Origin of the sequence: Wolbachia endosymbiont (group A) of Anoplius nigerrimus (assembly GCF_947251795.1) — a bacterium.
In the GTDB taxonomy this organism is placed as follows: domain Bacteria; phylum Pseudomonadota; class Alphaproteobacteria; order Rickettsiales; family Anaplasmataceae; genus Wolbachia.
Map to the genome: position 1 here is coordinate 1203548 of NZ_OX366385.1, position 25050 is coordinate 1228597.

The window sequence follows — 25050 nt, forward strand, 5'->3', positions numbered from 1 at the left end:
TTGTCCACAGAGCCTAAGTAGAAAAAATAATTACTTTGGCCACGGAACTTTTACAACTGAGCTTGGAGAGTGGAGCGGTGATATAACAAAAACAGACTATATGCTGCAACTACTTGCAGGTACTCACACGTACGATACAAGCTATGTTAGTTTTTATCGGCCAAGACAACTCAGTTTTTTTGAAGGAAGTAAAGGTACATTTATCTACGGAGAATCATACCCAAGATTCATGTATGATGGATTTTCGGAGCAATTCAATATGCTGAAATACCCTTATGCTGCATTGGGAGTAATATTCGTAAAAAACACAAGTAATGTAGATATAAGTAAAACTCTAAACTTTGTTGGATCTGCAATGTGGTATAAAGATGAAGTTAATTATGGAGGAGCAGGATTATTTATAGGTACACCTGATAAAACTAATACAAGGAAGTCAGAGATTTCGAGAATTACTTGGGCACGTATTTACCAGCATGAAATTAACAGTCCTGAATTTATTGCATCAGGTAACATAATCATTCCAGCAGGAAAAACTGTTACAGTGTTACTTTATACGTCATCCAATCTTCACTCAGGAGGTGAAAGAGTTGGTGAGACACCTGAGTTCTTTGAAAGTGAGCATACGTATAGCACAATCTATGGTCAATTTATTCAGTGGGGAATATATAACTTTCGCAGCAATTTTCTGACTACAGGACTTGAAATAGATGTAGAGAGAACACTAAGAGCTTGGCATTGTCCTGGGTTAGATGCAACATATAAACTTTGGCATTAAAAAATATATAAGTTGAAAACAAAATACTTTAAAACAAGCCAGAGAGAATTTTTATTGGTAATTGTTTAACAGGGGGGAAAAATTGTTCAACGCAGTAAAAAGAATATTTAAGAAGAGCTATTGCAAAATGCGAAATTTTCTACACTTTCTAGTTTTTGTCTTTATTTTTATAAATATACTAAACCTTAAAAAGTAGCAATCAGAAGAAGAAAATTAAAAGAGTTTTCTTGACAATTTTAAAGAGCAAGTTTTAGCAGATAACTATATGACAGAGGAATTTTTGCACGGAGTAAATGTTATAGAGGTAACCTCTGGAGCAAGGTCAGTACGTACAGCTAAATCATCAGTGATAGGTGTAATTGGTACTGCACCTGAAGCAGATGAGCAAAAATTTCCGCTAAATAAACCAGTGTTAGTTGCAGGAAGCTTAAAGGAAGCAGCAAAGCTTGGAAGGAGTGGAACTCTTTTCTCAGCAGTAAACGGAATATTTTCCCAAATTGGTGCAACAGTAGTAGTTATTCGAGTTGAAGAAAGTGATCCAAAATTAAAAGAAGAAGAGACGCTGAAGAATATAATTGGCGGTGTTGATAAAGAGACTGGAGAGTATCAAGGGATAGAAGCATTCCTCAGTAGTGAAAGCATAGTTCATGTTGCTCCAAGAATATTAATTGCACCTCAATTTACTCACCAACTACCAGAAGATGGCAAAAATCCAGTGGTTGCAGCATTAATTCCTATAGCAGAAAAGCTGAGAAGCATAATAGTAGCAGATGGACCAAATACCAATGATGAAGAAGCAATCAAGTGGAGAAAAAGTGTAGGCAGCTCAAGAGTTTACGTAGTTGACCCATGGATTAAGTTATTTATTGAAGGAAAAGAAGAAATCTTGCCATCGAGTCCATTTGTAGCTGGTTTAATAGCGAAAGTAGACAGCGAACAAGGATTTTGGCACTCACCTTCAAATAAAGAGATAAACGGTATTGTTGGAACAAGTAGGCCTATTGATTTTACGCTCGGTAATACAAATTGTAGAGCAAACCATTTTAATGAAAATGAAGTAACAACGATAATTCATCAAAATGGCTATAGGCTTTGGGGAAATAGAACATGTTCAAACGATTCGAAATGGGCTTTTCTGTCAGTGAGAAGGACTGCAGATTTAATCAATGATAGTCTACTTCGAGCTCATTTATGGGCAGTTGATCGCAATATTACCAAAACTTATATAGATGATGTGATCGAGGGGGTGAATTCTTATCTAGCAAGTTTAAAAGCGCAAGGAGCGATTATTAGCGGAAAATGTTATGCAACTCCAGAACTCAACACACCGGCAAACATTGCAAGCGGGAAAGTGTATTTTGACTTTGAGTTTACACCACCATATCCAGCTGAACAGATTACTTTTAGGTCACACCTTGTTAGTGGCGCAATATCGTAAAAAGGAGAGAAGGAGAGATGCTACCGAAGATTTTAAAGAATTTTAATGTATTTGTAGATGGCCGTGGTTATGCAGGAAAAATAGATGAAATAACGCTACCAAAGCTTACCATAAAAACAGAGGAGTACCGTGCTGGTGGTATGGATATTCCAATAAATATTGATATGGGCATGGAAAAGCTTGAAGCAGACTTTACTTTCGCTGAGTATGATTCAGAACTATTTAGACTTTTTGGCTTGATAGATGGAAACTCAGTATCTTTAACGCTCCGTGGTGGAATGCAAGGGAGTGGTAGCAATGATATTGAAGGAGTAATAATCAATTTAAGGGGCATATTCAAAGAATTTGATTTTGGTAGCTGGAAACCTGCTGAAAAAGCAACGCTGAAGTGTACTGTAGCTGCTCATTACTATAAACTTACTATAGGTGGTAATGAACTGATAGAGATCGATGCTGAAAATATGATAAGAAAGATAAACGGTGTTGATCAAATGGCCTTGCTGCAAACGATTTTAGGGATTTAATGGAATAGATGGATGCCTTTTCATATAACCACTTTTTTATTGAAAAATTACTGATAATACTGTATAATTATTAATGTTTTTTAAGCATTTGTGCTATGGCTTTATCTAAATTTCTCGACCCTAAAAATGATATAGCATTTCGCCGTATCTTTGGTACTGAAAAGAATAAAGACATCCTCATTCACTTCCTCAATGATATTTTGAGCTTTACTGGCAAAAATGCAATACAGGATATAGAGTTTTTAAGTACTATTCAAGATCCTGAAATTGCCGCTAAAAAACAAAGTATTGTTGATGTGCTGTGTAAAGATTCAACAGGAGTACAATGGATAATTGAGATGCAGGTTGCTAAAACCAAAGGCTTTGAAAAACGTGCCCAATATTACGCTGCTAAAGCCTATTCAAGACAAGCAGATAAAGGTGATCAATACCATGACCTTAAGGAAATTATCTTTATTGCTATAGCAGACTGTATACTATTTCCGGATAAGTCTGAGTATAAATCAAAACACACCATTCGGGATGAAGATACTAATGAACATGATCTAAAAGATTTTTACTTTGTATTTATTGAACTGCCTAAATTTTCCAAAACTAAAGAAGATCAGCTTTCAAATATAGTTGAGAAGTGGGTGTATTTTTTTAAGTACGCTGATGAAACAAGTGAAGAAGAATTGGAAAGAATAACAGGAAGTGACGTAATAATCAAAAAAGCGTACGAAGAGCTAAACAGGTTTAACTGGTCAGAAAAAGAGTTTATAGCATATGAACAGGAGACCAAGCGTATTCGTGATGAACAGGCTGTCCTTGCTCAAAAACTTGATGATGCCAAAAAAGAAGGAAAGATTGAAGGAAAGATTGAAGGAAAGATTGAAGGAAAGATTGAAGGAAAGATTGAAGGAAAGATTGAAGTTGCAAAAGCGATGTTGACTAATAATGTTGATATTAGCACTATTGTCAAGTGTACAGGTCTTTCTGTCGATGAAGTTCAAGAATTAATTCAAGTTGAGGAAAAATAAACCCTACTATCATCTTTATATTGAGAAATTTAGTATGAAGGATCGTTAATCAAACACAAAAACTATAGTAAAAAAAATTAGTTATGTAAAAGCCGATATAGACTTTTATTTAATTAACTTTTTAAGGAGGAACATGCAAGCTATAACACTTAATAACCCAATAACAGTTGATGGAATTTCTGTTTCAGAACTTACCATTAGATGTCCAAAAGTTAGAGACTATTTGGCAATAGAACGCATTAATGGTAGTGACCTAAATAAGGAAGTGACTTTGACTGCCAACCTGACATCAGTTGCAAAAGAAGCAATTGAAGAGTTAGATATTGCTGATTATGTGAAAATTCAAGAGGTATTAAAGGATTTTTTTTCACCAATTATTCAAAAGACTTGAGATTAGAAGTACTCGTGCTTAGCTCTATCATAGGTGGTGGAGTTGAGCACATTCTTGATATGGAATTTAACGAATTTATCTTATGGGAAGAAACAGCAAAGAGGTCTAAATGTCAACGTTATCTATAAAAATCGGAGCAGTCTTAGATGGCAGTTTTAATACTGTAATAAAAGGAAGTAGCAGTCAACTTACTCGTCTTGGTGAGAATATAAGAAAGCTTGATTCATCTTTAAAATCAGTATCAAAATTTAAGCAGTTGGGTAGTGATGTTTTGACTAGCAGGAGGTCGTGGAAGGGCTTTGAAGATCAAGTAAAATCTTTAGCTAAACAAATGAAAGCAATAGAGAAACCAAGCAAAACTTTAAAAGCAGAATTTGACAAGGCCAAAACCTCCGCAATAAAAGCAAAAGAAGCATATTTGAAAAAGAGAGATGCTTTGCATTCATTTAATGAAGAAGTAAGAAAAAGTGGAAGAAATATTAAGTCATTAGTAAGCGACCAATATAAACTTGGCTCGTCCATTGAAGCGCTGAAAGGCAAGTATGGTAAGCTTGGATCTGCAATACGTAGTCACCAAAGTTTTTTAGCAAGCAAAGCACATTTTAAGTCACAAATTATAGAGACTATTGGGCTAGGCTCTGTGGACAAAAAATATGAAAAGAGAGAAAAAGATGGTAGTTTAGCCTAATAGGTAAAAAATGGAGAAACTACCATATGCAATATTACATCAAAGAGGAAAATTGGAAACAAATTTTAGAGTTCATAAAAAGCGTAAAAGGAATGCACAGCAAAGATGAAAAACGTTTAAGAATATTCATAGAGGCAGTGTGGTACATAGTGCGAAGTGGTTGCCAATGGAGACTTTTACCAAAAACTTATGGTAATTACAGGAGTATACATAAGCGATTTAAAAGATGGTGTGAAAGAGATGTCTGGAAAAAATTGCTTGAATATACTAAACAAGAGCCTGATTTAGAAGTTGCTATAATCGACGGTACGATCATCCGAGCCCATCCATGTTCATCTGGATATACAAAAAACTCCAAGGATCAAGAAGCTTTAGGGAGGAGCAAAGGTGGCTTTACAACTAAAATACATGCGCTTGTCGATGCACTTGGAAATCCACTTAAATTTACTCTGACTCCTGGTCAAAGAAATGAAATTACGCAGGCACAAGTGTTGACCGAAAGTATCTATAACTCTACTGTAGTAGCTGACAAGGGCTACGATAGCAATGCCTTTGTTACAAGTCTTGAAGACAAGGGATGTACAGTAGTTATTCCGCCAAAACGGAATCGAAAAGTGCAAAGGTATTACGATGAGCATATCTACAAAGAACGTCATTTGATTGAGTGTTTTTTTGGTAAAATTAAAAATTTTAGGCGCATTTTTTCCAGATTTGATAAAACTGCTGAGGTTTTTATGGGTTTTCTCAATTTTGTTGGAGCTCTTGTATGGCTTCTCTAAAATTTTGTCCACAGAGCCTAGTCATAAAATCCTGGCAGAATAATTGGATCCGGCTATTTCAAGTATTCTGGCCCAGTCAGGAAGCTAATTTATACTACCAATCCTATTGAGGGGCTACATAGACAGATCAGAAAATTCACTAAAACCAAGGGTTCATTTACCAACACAAATGCCTTGTACAAACAGGTATATTGTGCTATAAAAAAGGTAGAGCAAAAATGGACTATGGCTCTGCCTAATTGGGCTTTAACTATGTCTCAATTTGATATCTTCTTTCCCGGCAGATTGAAAATTGAGTTGAACTAAAAATGCGATTTGACACACTTTTTTGAACATTCCCGATGAGAAAACTAATGAGCATGACTTGCAATGCTTAAGCTTAAAGCATTAGATGCTTTTTACAAGATACAAGGCAGAAACTTATCAATAAGCCCCCATCAAGAATCTTATCTGTTAGCTATATATAAAATTTGATACTCTGACTACAATATACTACTATAGATAAAAGTGTTATCAATGGAGCGAGGTATGGAATTAGCAGTAGGAAATAATGCACCATATTACTATAATACCATAAAAGTGTTATTAATGGAGCAAGGTATGGAATTAGCAGTAGGAAATAATGCACCTGATTTTAGCTTACCAACAGATTCTGGTGAAAATTTATCATTGAGTGAATTTTTTGATAAAAAAAATGTAGTTCTTTATTTTTATCCTAAAGACGATACTCCGGGTTGTAGGATGGAGGCAAAAGGCTTTAGAGATAAAATAGATGATTTTTCTTCCCTTGACACAGTGATAATTGGTGTATCAAAAGATAGTGTTAAGCGCCACGCTAACTTCAAAGCAAAATATTCTCTGCCATTTTCTTTAGTTTCTGATGAGAATGCTGAAATGTTGGAAAAATATGGTGTTTGGGTAGAGAAAAGTATGTTTGGCAAAAAGTATATGGGAATAGAGCGCACTACTTTTTTAATAGATAAAAAAGGTAAAGTAGCGAAGATCTGGAAAAATGTAAAAGTTAGTGGGCATGTTGATGAGGTTCTGGAAGAAGTAAGGAGAATGTAAACTAAAGAATAGGTTAATGGCTACCCATTGCTACATAAAAAAGCTGAAATTACATAATTTTCGTAGCCACTCAAACTTTGAACTGGATTCAGATGATAGCTCAGTTGTAATAACTGGCGAAAATGGTATTGGTAAAACTAATATACTTGAAGCAATCTCGTTGCTTGCTAAAAGCAATGGAATGAAAAAAGCAAAAGCCAGTGAGATACAAAATAGATTCAGTAATGAAGATTGGGTAGTGCACTATGATTTTTTTAATGGAACGGATTTTAATTCAATTGGTATCGCAAAGAGTTTTGATAAGAAACTAATACAAATTGATGGAAAAACGCAATCAAGTTATTCATCTCTGTATAAGATATCCAATGTAATATGGCTGATTCCGCAAATGGACTATGTTCTTCTTAATTCTCCAAGTGACAGATTAAAATTTTTAGACCGCATAGTTTCACTGTTTGAAGAAAATTACACTTGCTGCTACATGAAATATAGAAAAGCTAAACATGAGCGAAGTAAACTATTGAGGGAGAACATTTTGAACAAAAACTGGTTCTCTAGTCTTGAAAACATAATGGCCGTTAATGCAGTTAGTATTTTACATATGCGATCGTCTGTTTTAAAAATATTACAAGATACAATTGATAACCATTCCAGTAAGCTTTTTCCGAAGGCAAGTTTGAAATTCAGCAGCCAGCTAACTTTGGACGATACTGCAGAATATTTTCAGAATCGTCTAAAGGAAAACAGAGAAAAAGATTCATTGACTGGTAGAGTAACCCTTGGTGTGCATAACGATAATTTTCGGGTTTTTTGTCAAAAAAGAAACGTACCAATAAATCTGTGCTCCACTGGAGAACAAAAGTTATTACTGCTTTCTATTATTTTATCCAGTGTAAAAGCAAGGTGTATTCACTACAATAAGGCACCACTTCTTCTACTTGATGATATAATGTCTCATCTGGATAAACATTACAGAAAGGTGTTAATAGAGGAAGTGTTAAGTATTCAATGTCAAACTTGGATAACTGATGTAAATCAAGATAATTTCAATAGCTATCTTTATTCTTTCAAGTTTTTTGAATTGTTAAGTAAATAAGTGACAATATCCTTCTGCAAAAGGAAAGAAATACTTACGTCCTTGGTCTTTTATTATATGACTGTGACCTTACCCAGATGATATGAATAAGTATTGCTTGGTTGAAAGCAAGAGAAGATAATAACTTTTCAGAGTTGATAGGTGACAGTTCTTTTGAGGCACTTTCTCCTCTTACATGGAGTGTAGGAAGAAGACCTCGTGACCCAGATTCTGCCACCGGTGAGGCTCACAAAATGTGATGACCTCGTATAGGAGTTTGGAACAACCGGTACTCTGATATATTGAAATATGCAATTGTGGTTCGCTCTAACCATACATTAAATACATCTTGATTACATCCTCCTGTGAAGGTCATTGGTGCAATAAACTTCTTTTTAATCCATCCACCTATTATACTCACTCTTTCCCGCTTTTTTCCTGGAACATCAGCATATATTTTTTCTCCTCTTGACGCTAACTATGGATTAGAAGGAGAATAGAGAGAGGGAGAGAAATAGGGTAAACTCCAGTATTTTAGCGATAGTAGGAGGTTACCCAATGAACAAGAATATAACAGAATTGTTTTGTTTTATAGATGATTATTGCAAAATAATAGATGAAAATTTTGCAAACAGACTATTGTCTAATAACAAAAAACCTACCAGAGTGCCAGAAATAAAGTATTCTGAAATTATAACAATAATTCTACTATATCAGCAGTCTAGATATGAAAATTTTAAATCATTTTATCAATATTATCTAAAGTTATTACATAAGTCAGACTTTCCAACACTGCCTTCATATGATAGGTTCATTGCGTTAAAGCCGCGAGTTTTATGGTATTTAGCGATTCTGCTGCAATGGTTATGTGAGCAAGCAAAAGAGACAGGTATTTCCTATATCGATTCAACACCTATCGCAACATGTCATAGGAAGCGAATCTCAGAAAACAAAGTTTTTGTCGGAATTGCTGAAATAGGAAAAAGCACTTATGGTTGGTTTTATGGTTTTAAATTACATATGGTAATCAATGAAAAAGGTGAAATTCAAGGGGTTACTTTGACAAAAGGTAATGTTGACGATAGGAAACCAGTTCCAGACCTGACTAAAAAATTAGCGGGTTTATTATTTGGAGATAAAGGCTATATTAAGAAAGATCTATTTTTGAAACTACTTGATAGAAATCTCAAGCTTGTGACCAAGATAAAAAAAGGTATGAAAAATGCATTAATCTCGCTAAATGAGAAGATTTTTCTGAGAAAAAGATCTATTATTGAAACCGTCTTTGGTTACCTAAAAAACAGATTGGAAATTGAGCATACCCGCCATAGATCTCCTATTAATTTTTTAGTTCACATTTTTTCCACCCTTATTTCATATTCTTTAAAACATAAAAAACCTTCTATTTCTAATACTTTCTTTGTCTCCTAATCCATAGTTAGCGTTCTTGGAGCTCGTGCATATTCTCGGTGTAGAATATATTATACCTTTATCATTCGCTTTTGAAAATACTATAAAACAGAAACAAAAGTGCTGTTTATTGCAGCTTTTGGGTAATTTAATGGTAAAAATTTTAGAGAGAAATTTTATACACTATCACTGATATTTTCCCTTAAGTTGACGCCATTGCCTGAACAGATACACTCGGATTTTTTATATAACTATATTTACTATCTTATTTGGTACAGCATATACAGTGCGAACTTTGCTTTGACCGATCTTACTGGACACAGAGTCTATCGCTATTTTCTTCAATTCTTCTTGAGGTAAGTTAATTGCCACCTTGATTGTTGTACGTAATTTTCCATTGATTTGCACTGCTATAGTTACCGTATCGTCAACTAATAATGATTCATCAGCTTTTGGCCAAGGTTGACCTCCTATTTCTTGCCATAGGCTTTCAGCTAGATGTGGCATGAACGGTTCGATTACTCTGATTAATATACATATACTTTCATCAACAAGAGATTTTCCAGTTTTTACATCTATTTCAGCTATTAAATTCGTCATCTCACGAAATTTTGCCACTACACAGTTTAATCTGCAGTTTTCCAAATCATCTGTAAGTCCGTGTAAGAGTTTATGAATTTTTTTTCTGTACTCTAGAAGTCCACCCGTAACACTTTCATTATCATATTGCATATTTACAGGTCTCAGCTGCATGACCATACGCCACAATTTGTTTATATAGCGAGAACAACCTTCCACGCCATCATCGGACCATTCCATATCTTTTTCTGGAGGAGTGTCGGACAATACAAACAAGCGAGCAGTATCAGCACCATATTTTTCTATGATAAAATTTGGATCAACTGTGTTCTTTTTCGACTTGCTCATTTTTTCAACTTTGCCCACTTGAACCTTAGCTCCTTGTGCAATCAACTCTTTTGCTTCTGCGGGAAATAGCCACTTACCATTTTCGTCTTTATAAGTTGCATGGCAGACCATTCCTTGAGTGATTAAAGTAGAGAAAGGCTCTTTAATATCAAAATAGCCACATTTGGTTAAAGCACGGCAGAAAAATCGTGAGTAAAGCAAATGCAGAATTGCATGTTCTATTCCACCTATATAATAATCAACAGGCAAAAAACGATTACATGCATCTTTGTCTATTGATTTATTTTCACTACAAAATGCAGCAAAATACCAGGAAGACTCAAAAAAGGTGTCGAATGTATCAGTTTCACGCTCTGCTTGCTTTCCACATTTTGAGCAATCAACGAACTTCCAAGTTGGGTGCTTATCAAGCGGATTGCCACCACTTGTAAATTCTACATCTGCAGGTAGAACCACAGGAAGGTCTTTTTCTGGCACTGGAACAGTTCCGCAATCTTTACAATATATTATAGGTATAGGGCATCCCCAATAACGTTGCCTTGAAATTCCCCAATCATGTAAACGATAGTTTATCGTTTTCTTGCCTATTCCTTTTTCTTCAAGCTTTTTAATGGCTACTTCCTTTGCTTTGCTGACAGTTAATCCGTTTAAGAATTCAGAATTGAACATTACCCCATCGCCGGTGTATACTTCTTTTAAAGTCTCTATGGCTTGTGCACCCTCTTCACGAACTACAGGAATAATCGGCAAATCATATTTCTGTGCAAATTCAAAATCACGCTGATCATGTGCAGGGCAACCAAAAATCGCACCTTCCCCATATTCCATCAACACAAAATTCGCTATGTAAAGCGGCAATTCCTTATCAAGAAATGGATGCTTGACGTTTAATCCGGTGTAAACTCCTATTTTTTCGCCATTCTCTCCCTTTGCCTTTATGTTATCAATAAAGTCTCGTATTTCTTTGTCCTTAAGATCCTGCACAATAGGGTGTTCTGCTGCTACCGCAAAAAAAGAAGCTCCAAACCAAGTATGAGGAGAAGTTGTAAAAATCTTTAATTTCTTATTTAAGCCAACTATTTCAAATTCTATGGTGATCCCTTCAGATTTTCCTATCCAACGCTCCTGCATTGTTTTGACTTTTTCTGGCCAATTTTTCAAACTTTGCAGGCACTTGAGTAAATCTTCAGCGAAATCAGTAATCTTTAAAAACCATTGGGACAACTTACGTTTTTCAACAACTGCACCTGATCGCCATCCTTTTCCATCAACCACCTGTTCATTTGCAAGCACTGTTTGGTCTACCGGGTCCCAGTTAACCCATGACTCTTTTCGATAGGCAAGCCCATGCTTTAAAAAATCCAGGAAAAATTTTTGTTCGTGTTTGTAGTAATCAGGCTCACATGTGGAGAGTTCACGCTCCCAGTTATAAGAAAGACCTATAGATCTAAGCTGCGCACGCATACTATCTATATTCTCTTTCGTCCATGCCGCAGGGCTAATATTATTGTCCCTTGCTGCATTTTCAGCTGGTAATCCAAACGCATCCCAGCCAATTGGGTGCAAGACCTCAAATCCGCAAGCTCTCTTATAACGTGCTACTACATCTCCTATTGCATAGTTGCGCAGGTGTCCCATGTGAATTTTACCAGATGGATATGGAAACATCTCCAACACGTAACATTTCTCTTGCTTGCTACTTTCGCTTACAGAAAAATTCCACTTATCTTGATAAAATTTTTCAACGTTTTTAAAATCATATTTCATATAAATCCAAATTCAATTACAGTTCACATGCATCAAAGGATCAACCGCTTGGCCATTATGCCGTATTGTGAAACACATCTGTGGATCTTTATCTTGTGTGCTTGATTTACCTGCAGATCCAATTACTTGACCTTGCTTTACTTTATCACCAATTTCAACATGTATGTTTTTTAAATAGGAGTACAAAGTCATGTAATTATCTTTGTGTTCCACTATAATTAAATTTCCATACCATCTCAACCCTTTGCCTACATATATCACTTTGCCGTGCGCAGAGGCAACTACATTCGTTCCATTTTGAGCAGTAATTTTTATGCCATCCTTACACGTTTCATCAGAAGAGGTAGCTGTGCCTTTAACTGGCATTACAAATTTACAATTTACCCCCACGTTTTGTGCATTATTGTTATCTCTGTATATCCTATTTATGATGGCTTTTCTATTTTCTTTTTTTATTGAAGGATCAACGTCTTCCCTAATTAAATGGTACTCTCTTGTATATTCTAGATCTCTTTTCCCGTAAAATTCTTCTCCTTTAAGCAGCACAGGTGCAGGTTTTTGCAGGCCACAGCCTATTAATATTGCTAATAACATAAGAAATGAGGCTATATGCCACATTTTAGATATATCAATTTTCACAAGACTCCAAAACCTCAGAGGAACGTAGTGTTTCACGTCTGCTTGTTACTTTCCTCGTTATTTATTCTACTAGTTAAATAGTCTCTCAAATCGGTAAGTTCTTGCAACAAATTCTTTGTGATTTTTATATCATTACCAAATTCTTTTTGCACTCCTTTTATTGTATATCCTTTATCATAAAGCATGTATTTTACTTGCTTTATGGCCTCTATACACTTACGATCATATAGCCTTCTTCCTTTACGCTTTGTAGGCTTAATTTGATGAAATTGACCTTCCCAAAATCTTAAAACATGCCGTTCTAAATGTAGCTCTTCAGCTACTTCCCCAATTGTGTAAAATAATTTTACTTTATTCATCGATTATTTATTGATTTTTTTATAATTTTTGAAGGCCTAAAAGAAACTGAATTTCTTGCCTGAATCATCACTTTCTCCGATGTATTTGGTATATTTCCTGGTCTTTCCTTCTTTTTCTTAACCAAGAATGTTCCAAATGACGATATTTTTACTATTCCATCCTTTGCCAAGCTTGTCTTTATTTCGTTCAATATATCATCTATTATCGAAGCAGAGTCTTCCTTTGATAATCCTATTTCTTGGTTTATATTTTCAGCTATTGTTGCCTTAGTTACTGTTGTGTCTTTTGTTGTAACGTGATCCATTATTGATAAATATTACAATACGTAAATATAATATAGCAATCGACTCGAGGTTCAGCTACTTTATTTTTTAGAGTATGTCTCTTTTATGGCATAATTTAAAATACCGGCAGCTATCAATATCGCAAATATTGCAAAAAGCGCCATTTTATGATCTGTAAAGAGTGCTAACATTGACACTATAACTCCACTGCCAATAAACATAAATCCATTGATAATGGATGATGATGTGCTAATGTATTTTCGTTTCACAATCTCGCTGCCGACAGTAAAATTAAGCATATGTCCTCCCGCAAAAAACCCGAACATTAACATACAAAAGTACACAACGTGGACTGTTAAATAGCTGCATAGTAAAATAATAATTGGGACGCCTTGCAATAAAGCAAAAGCAGAAATTACATGTTTCCTATTTTTAAATAAGTTTGAGATTCGATCTGCAATTGGAGCACCAACTGCAAGACCAAGCCATAGTATTGCAGTTGCTATACCTGACTCCATTGCATTGAGTTCTGAGTTGCCCAGCAACCTTGGAGCCCACAAGGTATTAAGTGCTAAAAATGTTCCAAAAGTAATAGCACCCACCACTGAAGTTATCCAGATATCTCTTAATTTTAGCACTGTTAATATAGAGCACATTACTGTCTTCATAGAGCTTTTTATTGTGCGCTTTTCTGAGCTGCTTTCTGGAAGTGTGTTTGGACAAAAAAGCGTAAGTACAAATATCAACACACCAAATAGTATTATGCATACAATCAAATTTTTCCAATCTGCATCTTCGGCAAGCAAGTTAGAGAACAGTATTTGAATTACCAAAGCAGAAAGGCTTGAAATTGTCTGCACTAGTGAAAACATCAGGCCAAATTGGGCAGCGGAAAAACATATGCTACTTGTATGAGCAGCACCAATAAAACCAAATGATGCCCCAGTTGCAATCAACACTTGAGACAAAATCAAATGGGAAAAATTGTCACTATTAATAAGGACAAAAAACCCCAAGATCATAGTTGATAATGAGAAAAAATAAATTTTTTTACTGGAAAAAACATTAAACGTTGCCCCACTAAAAAATTGTAAGATGGCAAAAGTCCAAGTATATACTGAGTTAGCTAGCGCAACTTGCGTAATTGTCAGTCCAAGTTCTTTTTCGAGATTTACACTTATAAAAGTATAAACTATCTGAATATTGCTGAATATAACAACCAAGTTACTGATCAGCCAAATGAACCAAGCCTTAGCTCTGCTTTCCATAAGATTTATTTTTATAAGTAATCTATTAGAAATTTAACACTAAGTTTCTTTTTAAGCTATTGTTTCCTGAATAAGTGCTGGACTTGACTTCCTTTAGCTTTATTGTACAATTAAATAATTTTATTCTAGAGGTTGGTAATATGGCACCACAAGATAAATCTCAATTCAAAAAGTTTGACAATATATTAGCAAGAATAAGTGACACCATTGATTCTGGTAAGGGTGATTCTATTGAGATTTGTGATGAAATAAAAAATTAGTTGAGGGAAGAACTTAATAATGTATATGAAGAATGGAAAAGTAGTGAATTTAATCCAAACTTCAGATTCAAATTAGATGATGGTTATGAAGTAGAAACAACGCTACTGCACATTGCCATTCAATGCAGGAAAAGTGCTGCATGTGCACCATTAGTCCAATGCTTGTTAGATCAGGGAGCTAATCCCAACGTACAAGATAGTCCTTATAGTAGTTTTACCTTAACCTGTGTCCTAGTGCCTTTTTTAAACCACCCGTTTTGAATGTGTGCCAAACCGCGATTCATCGAAGAAAAACAGCTCTTTTTCAGGATACATGACAATAGTTTCATTAAGATTTTTTTTTAAACTCCTCTTATTTACTTTTATCTTGTCCGTTATGCACTGGTCTTGGTGTGATATATGAGAATTTCATTCTTTGCATATTACGGTGTACTGTAGACTTGCTAAACCAAACTTTTCCTGAATTCTTATTCTCGTTTCTTTAATGGTAATATTGGGATTTTCCTCTATCCACACCTCAACTTGTTCAAGTTGACTTTGATTCAATATAGTTTTTCTACGGCGTTGAGGCGGAGCAAATAATTTCTCTTCTCTGCCAAATTTTAGGTCATGCAGTAAGTGCCTTTCTTGAAATGCAACATATTTTTGCTACTGCTGTTATACTATGCTTTTTTGCTGCAATTACAGCATTTAGTTTTTTTGCAACATATGCACTATTTCTTACTTTCTTCAGCATTTCTTTTGCTCACCTTTTCATCCAATAATTTTGATCTTAATGCCATTTAAACCTCGCTATTTTACTTACTTCAGTATGGCTTTTTTTCCATTATTGTCTATCCGTTACTTGTATAGCGGGAATTGGTATAACTAATTTACTTATCAACATATCCACTAACTATAATCTGTATACCGCTACACAGTTAGAAGTATTTTTTGATTTTACAATACAGCTTGAGATTCAATTTTTATAATTTTCTTGTTTACTAGCCAGACGGTATCTACCTTCTCGGCTTGCTGCTTTTGATAAAGTGTGGTTTTCAAGACCATATCAAATAGATCCTATTAAAAATCAATCGAATCTTCACATGTTTGTTCTTCATAAAAGAAGTTCAATGTTATCGTAGTACCAAGTTTTGCTTCACTTTTAATGTCGAAAGTTCCACCCATTAACTCTACTAATTTCTTGCTTAGCGGTAATCCGATACCCGTACCTTCATTTCTATATCCCGAATCTGCTTGGCCAAAAACAGACATAACTTTATATATATCCTGCTGCATTATTCCTATTCCATTGTCATGAAACTCAATAGTTAATAAGTTTTTTTCTATATTTTCTTTTATCACCATTCTTATTAAACCACCCTTTGGGGTAAATTTGATTGAGTTTGATAATAAATTTATTATAACTTGTTTCATTCTCTTAGGATCTGCAATGACTAATAATTGTTTATTAGTCATCTCTTTTTTTAAATTAATCCCGGCTTCTTTTAATTTAGGTAATAGCATATTTACGCATGAATCTATTATTTTGTTCAGGTTAAACTTCACTTTTTCTACTGTTAAACTACTTGATTCAGCTTTTGAAAAATCTAACACATCACTAATTAAGGTAAGTAAGTGTGTTCCTGCATTATATATATCGTCTGCATACTCCTTGTATTGAGAGTTATCCATTGAACCTAAAGTTTCATTTTTGATCAACTCCGCAAATCCAATAATAGCATTAAGAGGTGTGCGTAATTCATGTGTAACGCTTGCAAAAAATTTTAGCTTATTTGCATTTTCTTGCTCTAATGCCTCTTTTATCTGCTGTAATTCAATGTTAGTTTTATGTTGCTTGGCTAGCATTTGGGTATTAGAAAAGTGCAAATGGAACATTATTAATATTAAAATTATTAATAATAAGCCCAAAAATGTTAAAAATAGGCCATATGCTATAACATAAGAATTATTGTAGTTTCGAAGAATCTTCAAAAAAAACGACGGTTTAGCGCTATTTTCATGGAATATAGGAAAAATAGAAGTTAATGTATTTCCTGTAGTATAAAATATTTCTTGGTTACTTAATAGTTCATTAATTTCATCGTTTGTAAGTAACTGTTCATAATCATAATCTTGAGTGTTAAAATTACTGAATATTATTCTGCCGTTTTGATCATACAGTATTAAGCTGAAATCCTTTACTTTGCTCACTGATTGTAATAATTCAGCACGCAGTTTTACCAGTTGGTTTATGTAATCAAAACTTTTGTATTTAATGTGATGCTTTTCTATTAGTAAATAATGGTATTTTTTTATTATGCCATTTTCCAGTATACTTTTTAAGTTTACACTTGAATCACGGTAAGAAGAAAGGAAATTACTCCTTAGTAAATAATTACAATATATCACACTGAATAAAATCATAAAGATCGATGAGAGTAATGCAATAACTTTTGTGTATTTGTTTTTCTCCAGCGCAGAAAACATTAGCTTATACATATCCTTCTTATTGTAAAATAACGGTTTTTATGTTATTAATAATAAAATTTAGCATATAATATTTTATGACAATTTCTCCTATTTTGCCAGTTTATTCTCCTGTTAACATAAATTTTTCTTATGGTAAAGGTATTTACTTGTATGATATTGACGGCAAGCGCTACGTAGATTTTCACTCTGGAATAGCAGTTAGTAGCTTAGGTCATGCTAACTCGCGATTAATTAATACCCTTAAATTGCAAGGAGAAAGGTTATGGCATATAACAAATACCTATAATATACCTGCTGCTAACAACTTTGCAGAGAAATTAATAAACAACAGTTTCGCCGATACTGTATTTTTTGCAAATTCTGGATCAGAGGCAGTAGAATGTGGGCTTAAGATTGCTAGGGTCTATCAAAACGGAAAAGGCAATAAGAACCGTCACAGAATTTTAACATTTCATGGTGCATTTCATGGAAGAACCTTTTTAACTTGTGCTACAAACGATAAACAGAAATTTTCTGAATTACTAAATCCTTACATTGATTGGTGTGATAATATCGAGTCCAATATTGAGAGCGTAAAGAAAGCAATTTCAAGTGGTATAGGTGTTATATTAATAGAACCGATACAAGGACAAGGTGGTATCAAAGTAATGAATGAAGTCTTTATGAAAGAACTAAGAAAGCTGTGTGATGAAAATGACATATTGCTATTTTTTGATTGCGTACAATGCGGTGCTGGTAGGACAGGAAAATTATTCGCATACGAACATATAGGAGTGGAACCTGATATATGTGCTCTTGCAAAGGGAATAGGCGGGGGGTTTCCGCTGGGGGCTTGTCTTGCAACTGAAAAGGCTGCTAAATATATGGCAGTTGGTATGCACGGTTCCACTTTTGGTGGCAATCCGCTTGCAACCTCAGTAGGTAATGCTGTGCTCGAAGAATTGCTCAGTCCTGGCTTTTTGAAAAATGTTGAAATTAGAGGTAAGTATTTAAAAAATAAATTAGAAGACTTAGCAAGTAAATTTCCAATAATAGAAGAAGTGAGAGGGAAAGGGTTAATGCTTGGAATAAAAGTGAAAGCAGACAATCAAAAGTTTGCAGAAGAGTTAAGTCATCGTGGTTTACTCACTGTTGGAGTAACATCAGATAACGTTGTGAGAATTTTGCCTCCACTCATTATCACTGAAAATGAGATTGATGAAGGAATTGAGATCCTCACTCAATATTTATCTGAAAAATCTTCTAGTTCAAGACTAAACCCTCCTGCTCACTAGTTGTTGGCTGTACTAAAACTGCGGACAAATCAGTAGCTACAATTTTATCAGCTACTTCATTCATGCATTTTGCCTTATCCTGCTCTCTTATCAGTGTAAGCTTATTCATATCACTTAGTGAGTCAAACTTTGTTGCATCCTCAAATATAAATGATTGTAAAATGCTTTTTGGAGCATGGAAGAAAACGCTATTACCAACTGATAATGTCATTTCTGATAAATCCTGTACTAAATCGTTTCTAAAAACGCATTTCGATAATTCCCCTAACAGGATTGGTATTCCAAAAAGAAAAAATGTCCCTTTCACTAAGTAGGTCGTTATTCCACATAATAATGCACCACACAAAAATGCTAGCGGTCCAAATGCTATGGAACCGCAAAGTGATGGCAATAGCATAGTATAGCCTAATGATATTTCATATATAAGCTTCACTGAAACTATAAATCCGATGAATAGCATAGCTGTACCCAAGACCATCCTTTGTCTAGAACGTTCTGTCAAGTTCTTGCAATACAATTCAGAAAAGTCATTGTTAACTTTTACTTTAAAAATATTATGGTTAGTTTTTAATTTTAGTTCTAAATCAAAATTTTCTCTAAACTCTGGGTCAACAAAATCTCTCAACAAATTGTTCTGCTCTGAAATTACTCCATGACGCCATTTATGGCAATCTATAACTTCATCAATTACCATACTAATTTGATTATTGATCTTGTATAAATTGCTCATTTCATATGAACATTCACCATAATGCTTTTTTCTAGGCTCTGTGGACAAAATTTTAGAGAAGCCATACAAGAGCTCCAACAAAATTGAGAAAACCCATAAAAACCTCAGCAGTTTTATCAAATCTGGAAAAAATGCGCCTAAAATTTTTAATTTTACCAAAAAAACACTCAATCAAATGACGTTCTTTGTAGATATGCTCATCGTAATACCTTTGCACTTTTCGATTCCGTTTTGGCGGAATAACTACTGTACATCCCTTGTCTTCAAGACTTGTAACAAAGGCATTGCTATCGTAGCCCTTGTCAGCTACTACAGTAGAGTTATAGATACTTTCGGTCAACACTTGTGCCTGCGTAATTTCATTTCTTTGACCAGGAGTCAGAGTAAATTTAAGTGGATTTCCAAGTGCATCGACAAGCGCATGTATTTTAGTTGTAAAGCCACCTTTGCTCCTCCCTAAAGCTTCTTGATCCTTGGAGTTTTTTGTATATCCAGATGAACATGGATGGGCTCGGATGATCGTACCGTCGATTATAGCAACTTCTAAATCAGGCTCTTGTTTAGTATATTCAAGCAATTTTTTCCAGACATCTCTTTCACACCATCTTTTAAATCGCTTATGTATACTCCTGTAATTACCATAAGTTTTTGGTAAAAGTCTCCATTGGCAACCACTTCGCACTATGTACCACACTGCCTCTATGAATATTCTTAAACGTTTTTCATCTTTGCTGTGCATTCCTTTTACGCTTTTTATGAACTCTAAAATTTGTTTCCAATTTTCCTCTTTGATGTAATATTGCATATGGTAGTTTCTCCATTTTTTACCTATTAGGCTAAACTACCATCTTTTTCTCTCTTTTCATATTTTTTGTCCACAGAGCCTAAAGTCTGCGCAGCTTAAATTCTTTAAATCGTACAAAAAGTCTTTAATTTCTTGTGCTGTTTTATTAGCATCATCTCTGCAACCTACGGCTTTCAAAACTGTTGCTAAATGCTCATTTTCAATGCGAGAAATCGTTTTATCTAATGCATATATATATTGTTTAGATTGAAAGTATGAGATGATTTTTTCTTTACACCTATCCCCATTGCCTTCGTACAAACTATTTTGTGTAAAACTATCATCATTTTCTCCGGCAATTTTTAATACATGACCTAATACATTTTTAGCCTTCACACTACTTTCAAAGTAGCAATTTCTGATTATGTGCACATATGCTTTTGCATCAGCATTTTCAGACTTACCTACATTATACGCTTTAGCTAAAAAGACTAAATAGTCAAATCCTGCCCATAGATAATACATGGACTTTACAATAGCACTTCCCACAGAAAATAGAACTGAGCGTGTGCAAGATAATTTACCGTTGTTTTTAATTCTATCTTCATATGAACAAAGATATTTTTCTGTGCTCTTTAAAATCTTACGTAAATCTTCTTCTGTCTTTCCTACGTCAAAATCATTTATATCATGTACTTTTTCATACACCTCTTTTATCAAATCCTTTGAAAATTTTTCCAGAGCTGCATCATCGATATTTCCTAGTGCATTCATGTTTTCGCTAATATAGATCTCTATTTTTTCTCCAAGCTCTATTCCCATTCTATTTTTTATTAGTTTATTGTACCTATCAGTGGCTGGAAATAAAACCTTTTGACAAAAATCCTGCGGTGCGCTTTTTAATTTTGCTAAAACTTTATCTACAAATAACTCAATTTTTTCACCTCCAGCAGCAAAAAACCAAGGTTGCCTGTTAGGATTGCGTTCTCTATTTCTTCCCAAATTCTGCAAAGCTTCTGCTGGATTGTTGAACTGACTAGTTGAATCTGTAAATATTGATGCAACATGATTATATTCACTATCGAAACCACGGCCTTTTGACTCGTCTATAATTGTTATCAACGCATATTTAGCCAATGTACTTAAATCACCTTGGTCATAATTACAACAGTCAACTTCACATTTACCTCTACCACTAGGTGTGACTTCATAGTTGTGTAATCTAAAAAAAGATTTGCCTTTTTCAACACCTAAATCATTTTTCTTCATTCCTGCAAAAATACATTTATTTTTTTCGCAGAAGTCGTTTAGGTTATGTAGTACACCCCCCTGTTGTTCTATGAAACTATGTAACTCCTTGCTTAAGTGCCAATTGTCTACTATCAACCTGCGTTGCCCATCATTGCTGTCACCCAATGCTTTAATTACTGTCTTTATCTGTGGTAAAAGCTCACCCCTAGCGAATTCCTCACTAAAGCCTTTTTTCTCTAGGAAAGCTATAATGCTGCCATCATTAGCAGTACTAACCTTAGCAATATTTTTTATTAAATCATCTAAATCTTCTCTTCTTTTTTTATCCAAAGCGGTGTCATCGCATTTCACTAAATACGAAAGTGTAAGATCAATCATTGAGTGCATTACTCTATATTTTAAATACTTAGCAGTGTCACTAAAGTCTACTTTCTCTTTTAATTCAGAGATCTTCTCTTCTGTTAGACTAGGGTGTTTCTTTTTAACACAGTTTATAAAGTTTGATTGACGTAATTTGAGTCTGTAATCTTGGTACGACATTCCTTCAGGCTGAAATTTATTATAAACTTCATAACGCGTACCATCTTCATATACCAAATTATTCTTACCTTGCAATGCAAAGCTAAGGTTAATTATGCTATTCACATCATCAACTAGAATAAGAGCATTTTCCCCAACCGGACTTTGTATGTTCCATCTCACAGATTCCAGCAGATTATCAGAGCATGTCTTCAAACTGAGTAGAAAGAAGTTAAGAAGTATGGTATAAGGTACATTTTAAGATGTACCCAAGCGATATAAGTGACAAAGAATGGAAGACAATAGAGCCATATTTTGAACCTAAAAAGACCGGCAGACCAAGAAAACATAGTATTAGAACAATTATTAATGCAATCCGCTATATGATGAGAACAGGATGTCAATGGAGACAACTGCCTAAAGATTTTCCACCATGGAAAACCGTATATAGTTGTAATTCGCGCTTGAAAAAAAGTGGAATATGGCAAGAAATTCATGATTTTCTAGTTAAAAAAGTAAGAGAGATGATTGGTAAAAATAAGACTCCATCAGTAGGTATAATTGATAGCCAGTCAGTGAAAACTACTCAAAAAGGGGATCCAGAGGATATGATGCTGGCAAAAAAATAAAGGGCAGAAAACGCCATATTATTGTAGATACTGTGGGTCTTGTAATTGCTGCTGAAGTACAGAGTGCAAGTATTCAAGATCGTGATAGTGCTCTAAATCTTTTTGCCCAAGTTAAATGCAAAGTTCCAACTTTACGTAAGTTTTTTGCTGATCAAGGGTACATAGGTAAATTACAAAACAGATGCTTATTGGAAACGGGATGTTTATTAACGATTGCCAAGAAAATAGTTGATACAGGATTTCAAGTTATTCCCAAACGTTGGATTGTTGAAAGAACTTTTGCCTGGCTTTCCAATTTTAGGCGCATGAGTAAAGATTACGAGCATTCTCCTCTCACCTCAAAAAACTATATCTTCTTTAATATGATCACTATTATGCTTCACAAATTAGCTCATTCTTCAGTTTGAAGACATGCTCTCAGAGTCAACAAGTTTATTGTAATTAAAAACTTCTTCACATTCTTCAACATATTCATGAGCTGGACTAGATCTTTCCCTAGTGAATAAGCTGCGCACGTTAGCAGCAAACCTAAGGAGCAGTTCTTTTGATTCTATTCCAGTTATTTTGGTCAACGCCCACCAAATTGGCAACATTACTATAGAAAGTATAATGAAAGAAATTGTAAAGTATAGATTATTAATTAAAGCGGAATATAACCAATAATCTGAAGTTAGACCAATTATTGCAGCAACATTACTATTTATAATAGGGAATAATGTAATTAAAGGTATTATGGTAGCAGCAACATTCACCACGAATGCTCGATTGAATTTTTCTCTTTCATTAGTTTTTGCAATAACATTTATTGTTTTGATAGTGTCTGCAATGCAGCGTCTACTTGATCTGGTAGGACTGATAATTTTTCCACATCTGTTTAAGATCCTTTTCTTTGGTGTTGCGGTTAGGTAAGTCGTAGGATACTCCGCATCAAGTTTGCACATATTTTCAAAGGTCTGCTGCTTGTTAATGCTATCTGCTTCATCAACACTAACCCACAATTTAAGCTTTTCGCCGTTTTGCTCTTCAAATTTTCGATCATTCTCTTGCTGTAAAAGCAGATCATGTGTTACTATAATTGTTGTAGGTTCAGTGACTTTCAGCGCATCTTTAATTTCTTGCACAGTTTTAGGTGTTTTAACGTCTACAATAAATGCACCATCTATCATTTGGCACTGCAACTAAATGGTGATATCCTGCTTGAGCTAGCACATGACTCCACAATCCAATATCATAAGTCTTGCCAAACCCAGTTTCTGCATCAATCATAGTATTACAGTTAGTGATGGAAGAACTTTCTAGATGCTTTAGCATCTCTTCAATAACAGGTTTGCGACGTTCTACTATTATAGATTCTTTGTCACTGAAGAGTTTTATAGATTCACCTTGTAGCTTACTATTAACTTCCTTTAAATGAGGGATAAGCTCTTTTATTTGATTAGTAATACATTGACTCATATCTTCCCACTATCAATACAATATATTTCATAATACATTGTATTAATAGAATTACAACAAACATTTTTAGGTATTTTATGCCTTATAGACAAAAAATCCAACATTAGCTATCATCTTAATATGAACGACAATCTGGTATGCTTAGGAATTATTACTTCTCCTCACGGAATTAAAGGAGCTGTTAAAGTAAAAACTTTTACCGAAAAACCTGAAAATATCTCCTTATATGGTGAGCTAATAAGTGGTGATGAGAATTATAAAATAGACTCAGTATCTGTCATAGGTGATAATTTAGTAATAGCTACAATAAGCGGAGTAAATTCCCGTAATAAAGCAGAGCTTTTGAGGAATAAGAGGCTATATATAGAAAGAAGCAAGTTACCAGAGCTAAATGATGAGGATGAATTTTATCAAAGTGACCTTGTAGATATGGAAGTAAGGCTGGAAAGTAATGAATTATATGGCAATGTAAAATCCATATATAATTTCGGCTCAGGGGATATATTAGAAATTTTGGTTATCAGCACAAAAAAACGCATTATGCTATCTTTCACTAAAGAGATATTTCCACATATAAATATAAGGGGAAGGTATATAGTATTAAATATGCCAGAATTTATTGACTAATAAAGACTTTGATATTTATATAAAGCTATTTATAATTGTAAGATCAAACTGAAAATGTAATTATGGCAGAAAGAGCTAACGATATCAGACCAGGTCAGGTGTTGGAACATAACGGCGGATTATTTTTGGTTGTAGGTATTATGCATACTCAACCTGGTAAAGGTGGTGCATACATACAAGCCGAAATGAAAAACATCAAAACCGGAGCAAAACACTATGAAAGATTTCGCTCTGATGCAACAATCAGAAGGGCAATTTTAGATGAAGAGGAGTATGTTTACCTTTTCACTGAAGGAAACATTGTAAATCTTATGCATCCAAGTAATTATGAGCAAATCACTATAAATTTGGATTTATTGGGAGAAAAAAAGATTTATCTACAGGATAACATGAAAATTAAAGTTGTAGCTTATCAAGACAAAATAATTTCTGCGCATGTGTCTGATTATGTTACACTTGCTGTGAAAGAAACAGAGTCTGTTATTAAAGGGCAAACTGCTACTGCTTCTTATAAGCCTGCAATTTTAGAAAATGGAATGCGTGTTAACGTGCCTCAATTTATAAAAGAAGAGGATAAAATTGTAGTATATACTCCAGATGACAGCTATTATGAAAGAGTGAAAGAGTAAAAAGAAGA

Annotated in this window: 24 protein-coding genes and 5 pseudogenes; 17 read left to right on the forward strand and 12 right to left on the reverse strand. The window is 34.4% G+C overall.

Features of this window, described 5'->3' with window-relative positions:
* Positions 1 to 7: 7 nt before the first annotated feature.
* From OPR26_RS06475 to OPR26_RS06525, 11 genes and pseudogenes are all read left to right on the forward strand, one after another.
* Positions 8 to 775: pseudogene (locus OPR26_RS06475) on the forward strand (hypothetical protein); the annotation flags it as partial.
* Positions 776 to 1040: 265 nt separating this feature from the next.
* Complete coding sequence (locus tag OPR26_RS06480; RefSeq protein WP_265015804.1) at positions 1041 to 2213, forward strand: phage tail sheath subtilisin-like domain-containing protein; 1173 nt, start codon at positions 1041 to 1043, stop codon at positions 2211 to 2213.
* A gap of 17 nt (positions 2214 to 2230) precedes the next feature.
* Positions 2231 to 2737, forward strand: a complete 507-nt coding sequence (locus OPR26_RS06485) for a phage major tail tube protein (protein ID WP_265015805.1) — start codon at positions 2231 to 2233, stop codon at positions 2735 to 2737.
* Positions 2738 to 2832: 95 nt separating this feature from the next.
* A complete protein-coding gene (locus tag OPR26_RS06490; protein WP_046493456.1) occupies positions 2833 to 3756 on the forward strand; it encodes an Rpn family recombination-promoting nuclease/putative transposase in 924 nt (307 codons plus the stop codon).
* A gap of 133 nt (positions 3757 to 3889) precedes the next feature.
* On the forward strand, positions 3890 to 4147 hold the full coding sequence (locus tag OPR26_RS06495) for a phage tail assembly protein (protein WP_265015806.1): 258 nt from the start codon (positions 3890 to 3892) through the stop codon (positions 4145 to 4147).
* Between the two features lie 109 nt (positions 4148 to 4256).
* Positions 4257 to 4784: pseudogene (locus tag OPR26_RS06500) on the forward strand (phage tail tape measure protein); the annotation flags it as partial.
* Between the two features lie 77 nt (positions 4785 to 4861).
* Entirely contained in the window at positions 4862 to 5614 is a 753-nt protein-coding gene (locus OPR26_RS06505; RefSeq protein ID WP_264702259.1) for an IS5 family transposase, read from the forward strand.
* Positions 5615 to 5631: 17 nt separating this feature from the next.
* A pseudogene (locus tag OPR26_RS06510) lies at positions 5632 to 5920 on the forward strand (transposase); the annotation flags it as partial.
* A gap of 294 nt (positions 5921 to 6214) precedes the next feature.
* Positions 6215 to 6682 carry a thioredoxin-dependent thiol peroxidase gene (gene bcp, locus OPR26_RS06515; RefSeq protein WP_265016303.1) on the forward strand — a complete coding sequence of 156 codons (468 nt, stop codon included), beginning with the start codon at positions 6215 to 6217 and terminating at the stop codon, positions 6680 to 6682.
* 16 nt (positions 6683 to 6698) lie between these two features.
* Positions 6699 to 7778, forward strand: coding sequence for a DNA replication/repair protein RecF (recF, locus tag OPR26_RS06520; protein ID WP_253302649.1), 1080 nt, complete (start codon positions 6699 to 6701; stop codon positions 7776 to 7778).
* A 537-nt stretch (positions 7779 to 8315) separates the two neighbouring features.
* Positions 8316 to 9188: an IS982 family transposase gene (locus OPR26_RS06525; protein WP_265015652.1), complete on the forward strand. Its 873-nt coding sequence runs from the start codon at positions 8316 to 8318 to the stop codon at positions 9186 to 9188.
* A 222-nt stretch (positions 9189 to 9410) separates the two neighbouring features.
* Here OPR26_RS06525 and leuS read toward each other — a convergent pair whose 3' ends face one another.
* The 5 genes from leuS to OPR26_RS06550 are packed head-to-tail and all read right to left on the reverse strand — an operon-like array spanning position 9411 to position 14412.
* Positions 9411 to 11861: a leucine--tRNA ligase gene (gene leuS / locus OPR26_RS06530; RefSeq protein ID WP_265015808.1), complete on the reverse strand. Its 2451-nt coding sequence runs from the start codon at positions 11859 to 11861 to the stop codon at positions 9411 to 9413.
* Between the two features lie 12 nt (positions 11862 to 11873).
* Positions 11874 to 12479, reverse strand: a complete 606-nt coding sequence (locus OPR26_RS06535; RefSeq protein WP_253302930.1) for a murein hydrolase activator EnvC family protein — start codon at positions 12477 to 12479, stop codon at positions 11874 to 11876.
* A gap of 53 nt (positions 12480 to 12532) precedes the next feature.
* A complete protein-coding gene (locus tag OPR26_RS06540; protein ID WP_253302263.1) occupies positions 12533 to 12859 on the reverse strand; it encodes a MerR family transcriptional regulator in 327 nt (108 codons plus the stop codon).
* Entirely contained in the window at positions 12856 to 13164 is a 309-nt protein-coding gene (locus OPR26_RS06545; protein WP_253302262.1) for an integration host factor subunit alpha, read from the reverse strand. Before OPR26_RS06545 ends, OPR26_RS06540 begins: the two co-directional genes overlap by 4 nt.
* 60 nt (positions 13165 to 13224) lie before the next feature.
* On the reverse strand, positions 13225 to 14412 hold the full coding sequence (locus tag OPR26_RS06550; protein WP_265015809.1) for an MFS transporter: 1188 nt from the start codon (positions 14410 to 14412) through the stop codon (positions 13225 to 13227).
* Positions 14413 to 14672: 260 nt separating this feature from the next.
* Here OPR26_RS06550 and OPR26_RS06555 point away from each other — a divergent pair.
* Positions 14673 to 14831 (forward strand): annotated as a pseudogene (locus OPR26_RS06555) (hypothetical protein); the annotation flags it as partial.
* A gap of 50 nt (positions 14832 to 14881) precedes the next feature.
* Here OPR26_RS06555 and OPR26_RS06560 read toward each other — a convergent pair.
* Together OPR26_RS06560 and OPR26_RS06565 are read right to left on the reverse strand one after the other, a co-directional pair.
* Positions 14882 to 15454, reverse strand: a pseudogene (locus OPR26_RS06560) (winged helix-turn-helix domain-containing protein); the annotation flags it as partial.
* Positions 15455 to 15734: 280 nt separating this feature from the next.
* Positions 15735 to 17153: a sensor histidine kinase gene (locus tag OPR26_RS06565; protein WP_253302260.1), complete on the reverse strand. Its 1419-nt coding sequence runs from the start codon at positions 17151 to 17153 to the stop codon at positions 15735 to 15737.
* A 65-nt stretch (positions 17154 to 17218) separates the two neighbouring features.
* Between OPR26_RS06565 and OPR26_RS06570 the strand changes: the two genes are divergently transcribed.
* Positions 17219 to 18418, forward strand: a complete 1200-nt coding sequence (locus OPR26_RS06570) for an aspartate aminotransferase family protein (protein WP_265015810.1) — start codon at positions 17219 to 17221, stop codon at positions 18416 to 18418.
* Here OPR26_RS06570 and OPR26_RS06575 read toward each other — a convergent pair.
* The 3 genes from OPR26_RS06575 to OPR26_RS06585 are packed head-to-tail and all read right to left on the reverse strand — an operon-like array spanning position 18387 to position 21828.
* The gene (locus OPR26_RS06575; RefSeq protein WP_265015811.1) at positions 18387 to 19307 is read right to left on the reverse strand and encodes a hypothetical protein; all 921 of its coding nucleotides are present in this window, start codon (positions 19305 to 19307) and stop codon (positions 18387 to 18389) included. The two genes, OPR26_RS06570 and OPR26_RS06575, sit on opposite strands and share 32 nt — an antisense overlap.
* Entirely contained in the window at positions 19201 to 19953 is a 753-nt protein-coding gene (locus tag OPR26_RS06580) for an IS5 family transposase (protein ID WP_264702259.1), read from the reverse strand. Before OPR26_RS06580 ends, OPR26_RS06575 begins: the two co-directional genes overlap by 107 nt.
* Positions 19954 to 20010: 57 nt before the next feature.
* On the reverse strand, positions 20011 to 21828 hold the full coding sequence (locus tag OPR26_RS06585; RefSeq protein WP_265015812.1) for a hypothetical protein: 1818 nt from the start codon (positions 21826 to 21828) through the stop codon (positions 20011 to 20013).
* Between the two features lie 137 nt (positions 21829 to 21965).
* Here OPR26_RS06585 and OPR26_RS06590 point away from each other — a divergent pair, with 137 nt between their 5' ends.
* Positions 21966 to 22331 carry a transposase gene (locus OPR26_RS06590; RefSeq protein ID WP_264731180.1) on the forward strand — a complete coding sequence of 122 codons (366 nt, stop codon included), beginning with the start codon at positions 21966 to 21968 and terminating at the stop codon, positions 22329 to 22331.
* A gap of 20 nt (positions 22332 to 22351) precedes the next feature.
* The gene (locus tag OPR26_RS06595) at positions 22352 to 22738 is read left to right on the forward strand and encodes a transposase (protein ID WP_265016255.1); all 387 of its coding nucleotides are present in this window, start codon (positions 22352 to 22354) and stop codon (positions 22736 to 22738) included.
* Here OPR26_RS06595 and OPR26_RS06600 read toward each other — a convergent pair.
* On the reverse strand, positions 22730 to 23497 hold the full coding sequence (locus OPR26_RS06600; protein WP_265015813.1) for a hypothetical protein: 768 nt from the start codon (positions 23495 to 23497) through the stop codon (positions 22730 to 22732). The genes OPR26_RS06595 and OPR26_RS06600 overlap by 9 nt on opposite strands.
* The gene (locus OPR26_RS06605; protein ID WP_265015814.1) at positions 23466 to 23786 is read right to left on the reverse strand and encodes a hypothetical protein; all 321 of its coding nucleotides are present in this window, start codon (positions 23784 to 23786) and stop codon (positions 23466 to 23468) included. Before OPR26_RS06605 ends, OPR26_RS06600 begins: the two co-directional genes overlap by 32 nt.
* A gap of 120 nt (positions 23787 to 23906) precedes the next feature.
* Between OPR26_RS06605 and rimM the strand changes: the two genes are divergently transcribed.
* Positions 23907 to 24413, forward strand: a complete 507-nt coding sequence (gene rimM, locus OPR26_RS06610) for a ribosome maturation factor RimM (protein ID WP_265015815.1) — start codon at positions 23907 to 23909, stop codon at positions 24411 to 24413.
* Positions 24414 to 24475: 62 nt separating this feature from the next.
* Entirely contained in the window at positions 24476 to 25042 is a 567-nt protein-coding gene (gene efp, locus OPR26_RS06615) for an elongation factor P (RefSeq protein WP_265015816.1), read from the forward strand.
* Positions 25043 to 25050: the final 8 nt, after the last annotated feature.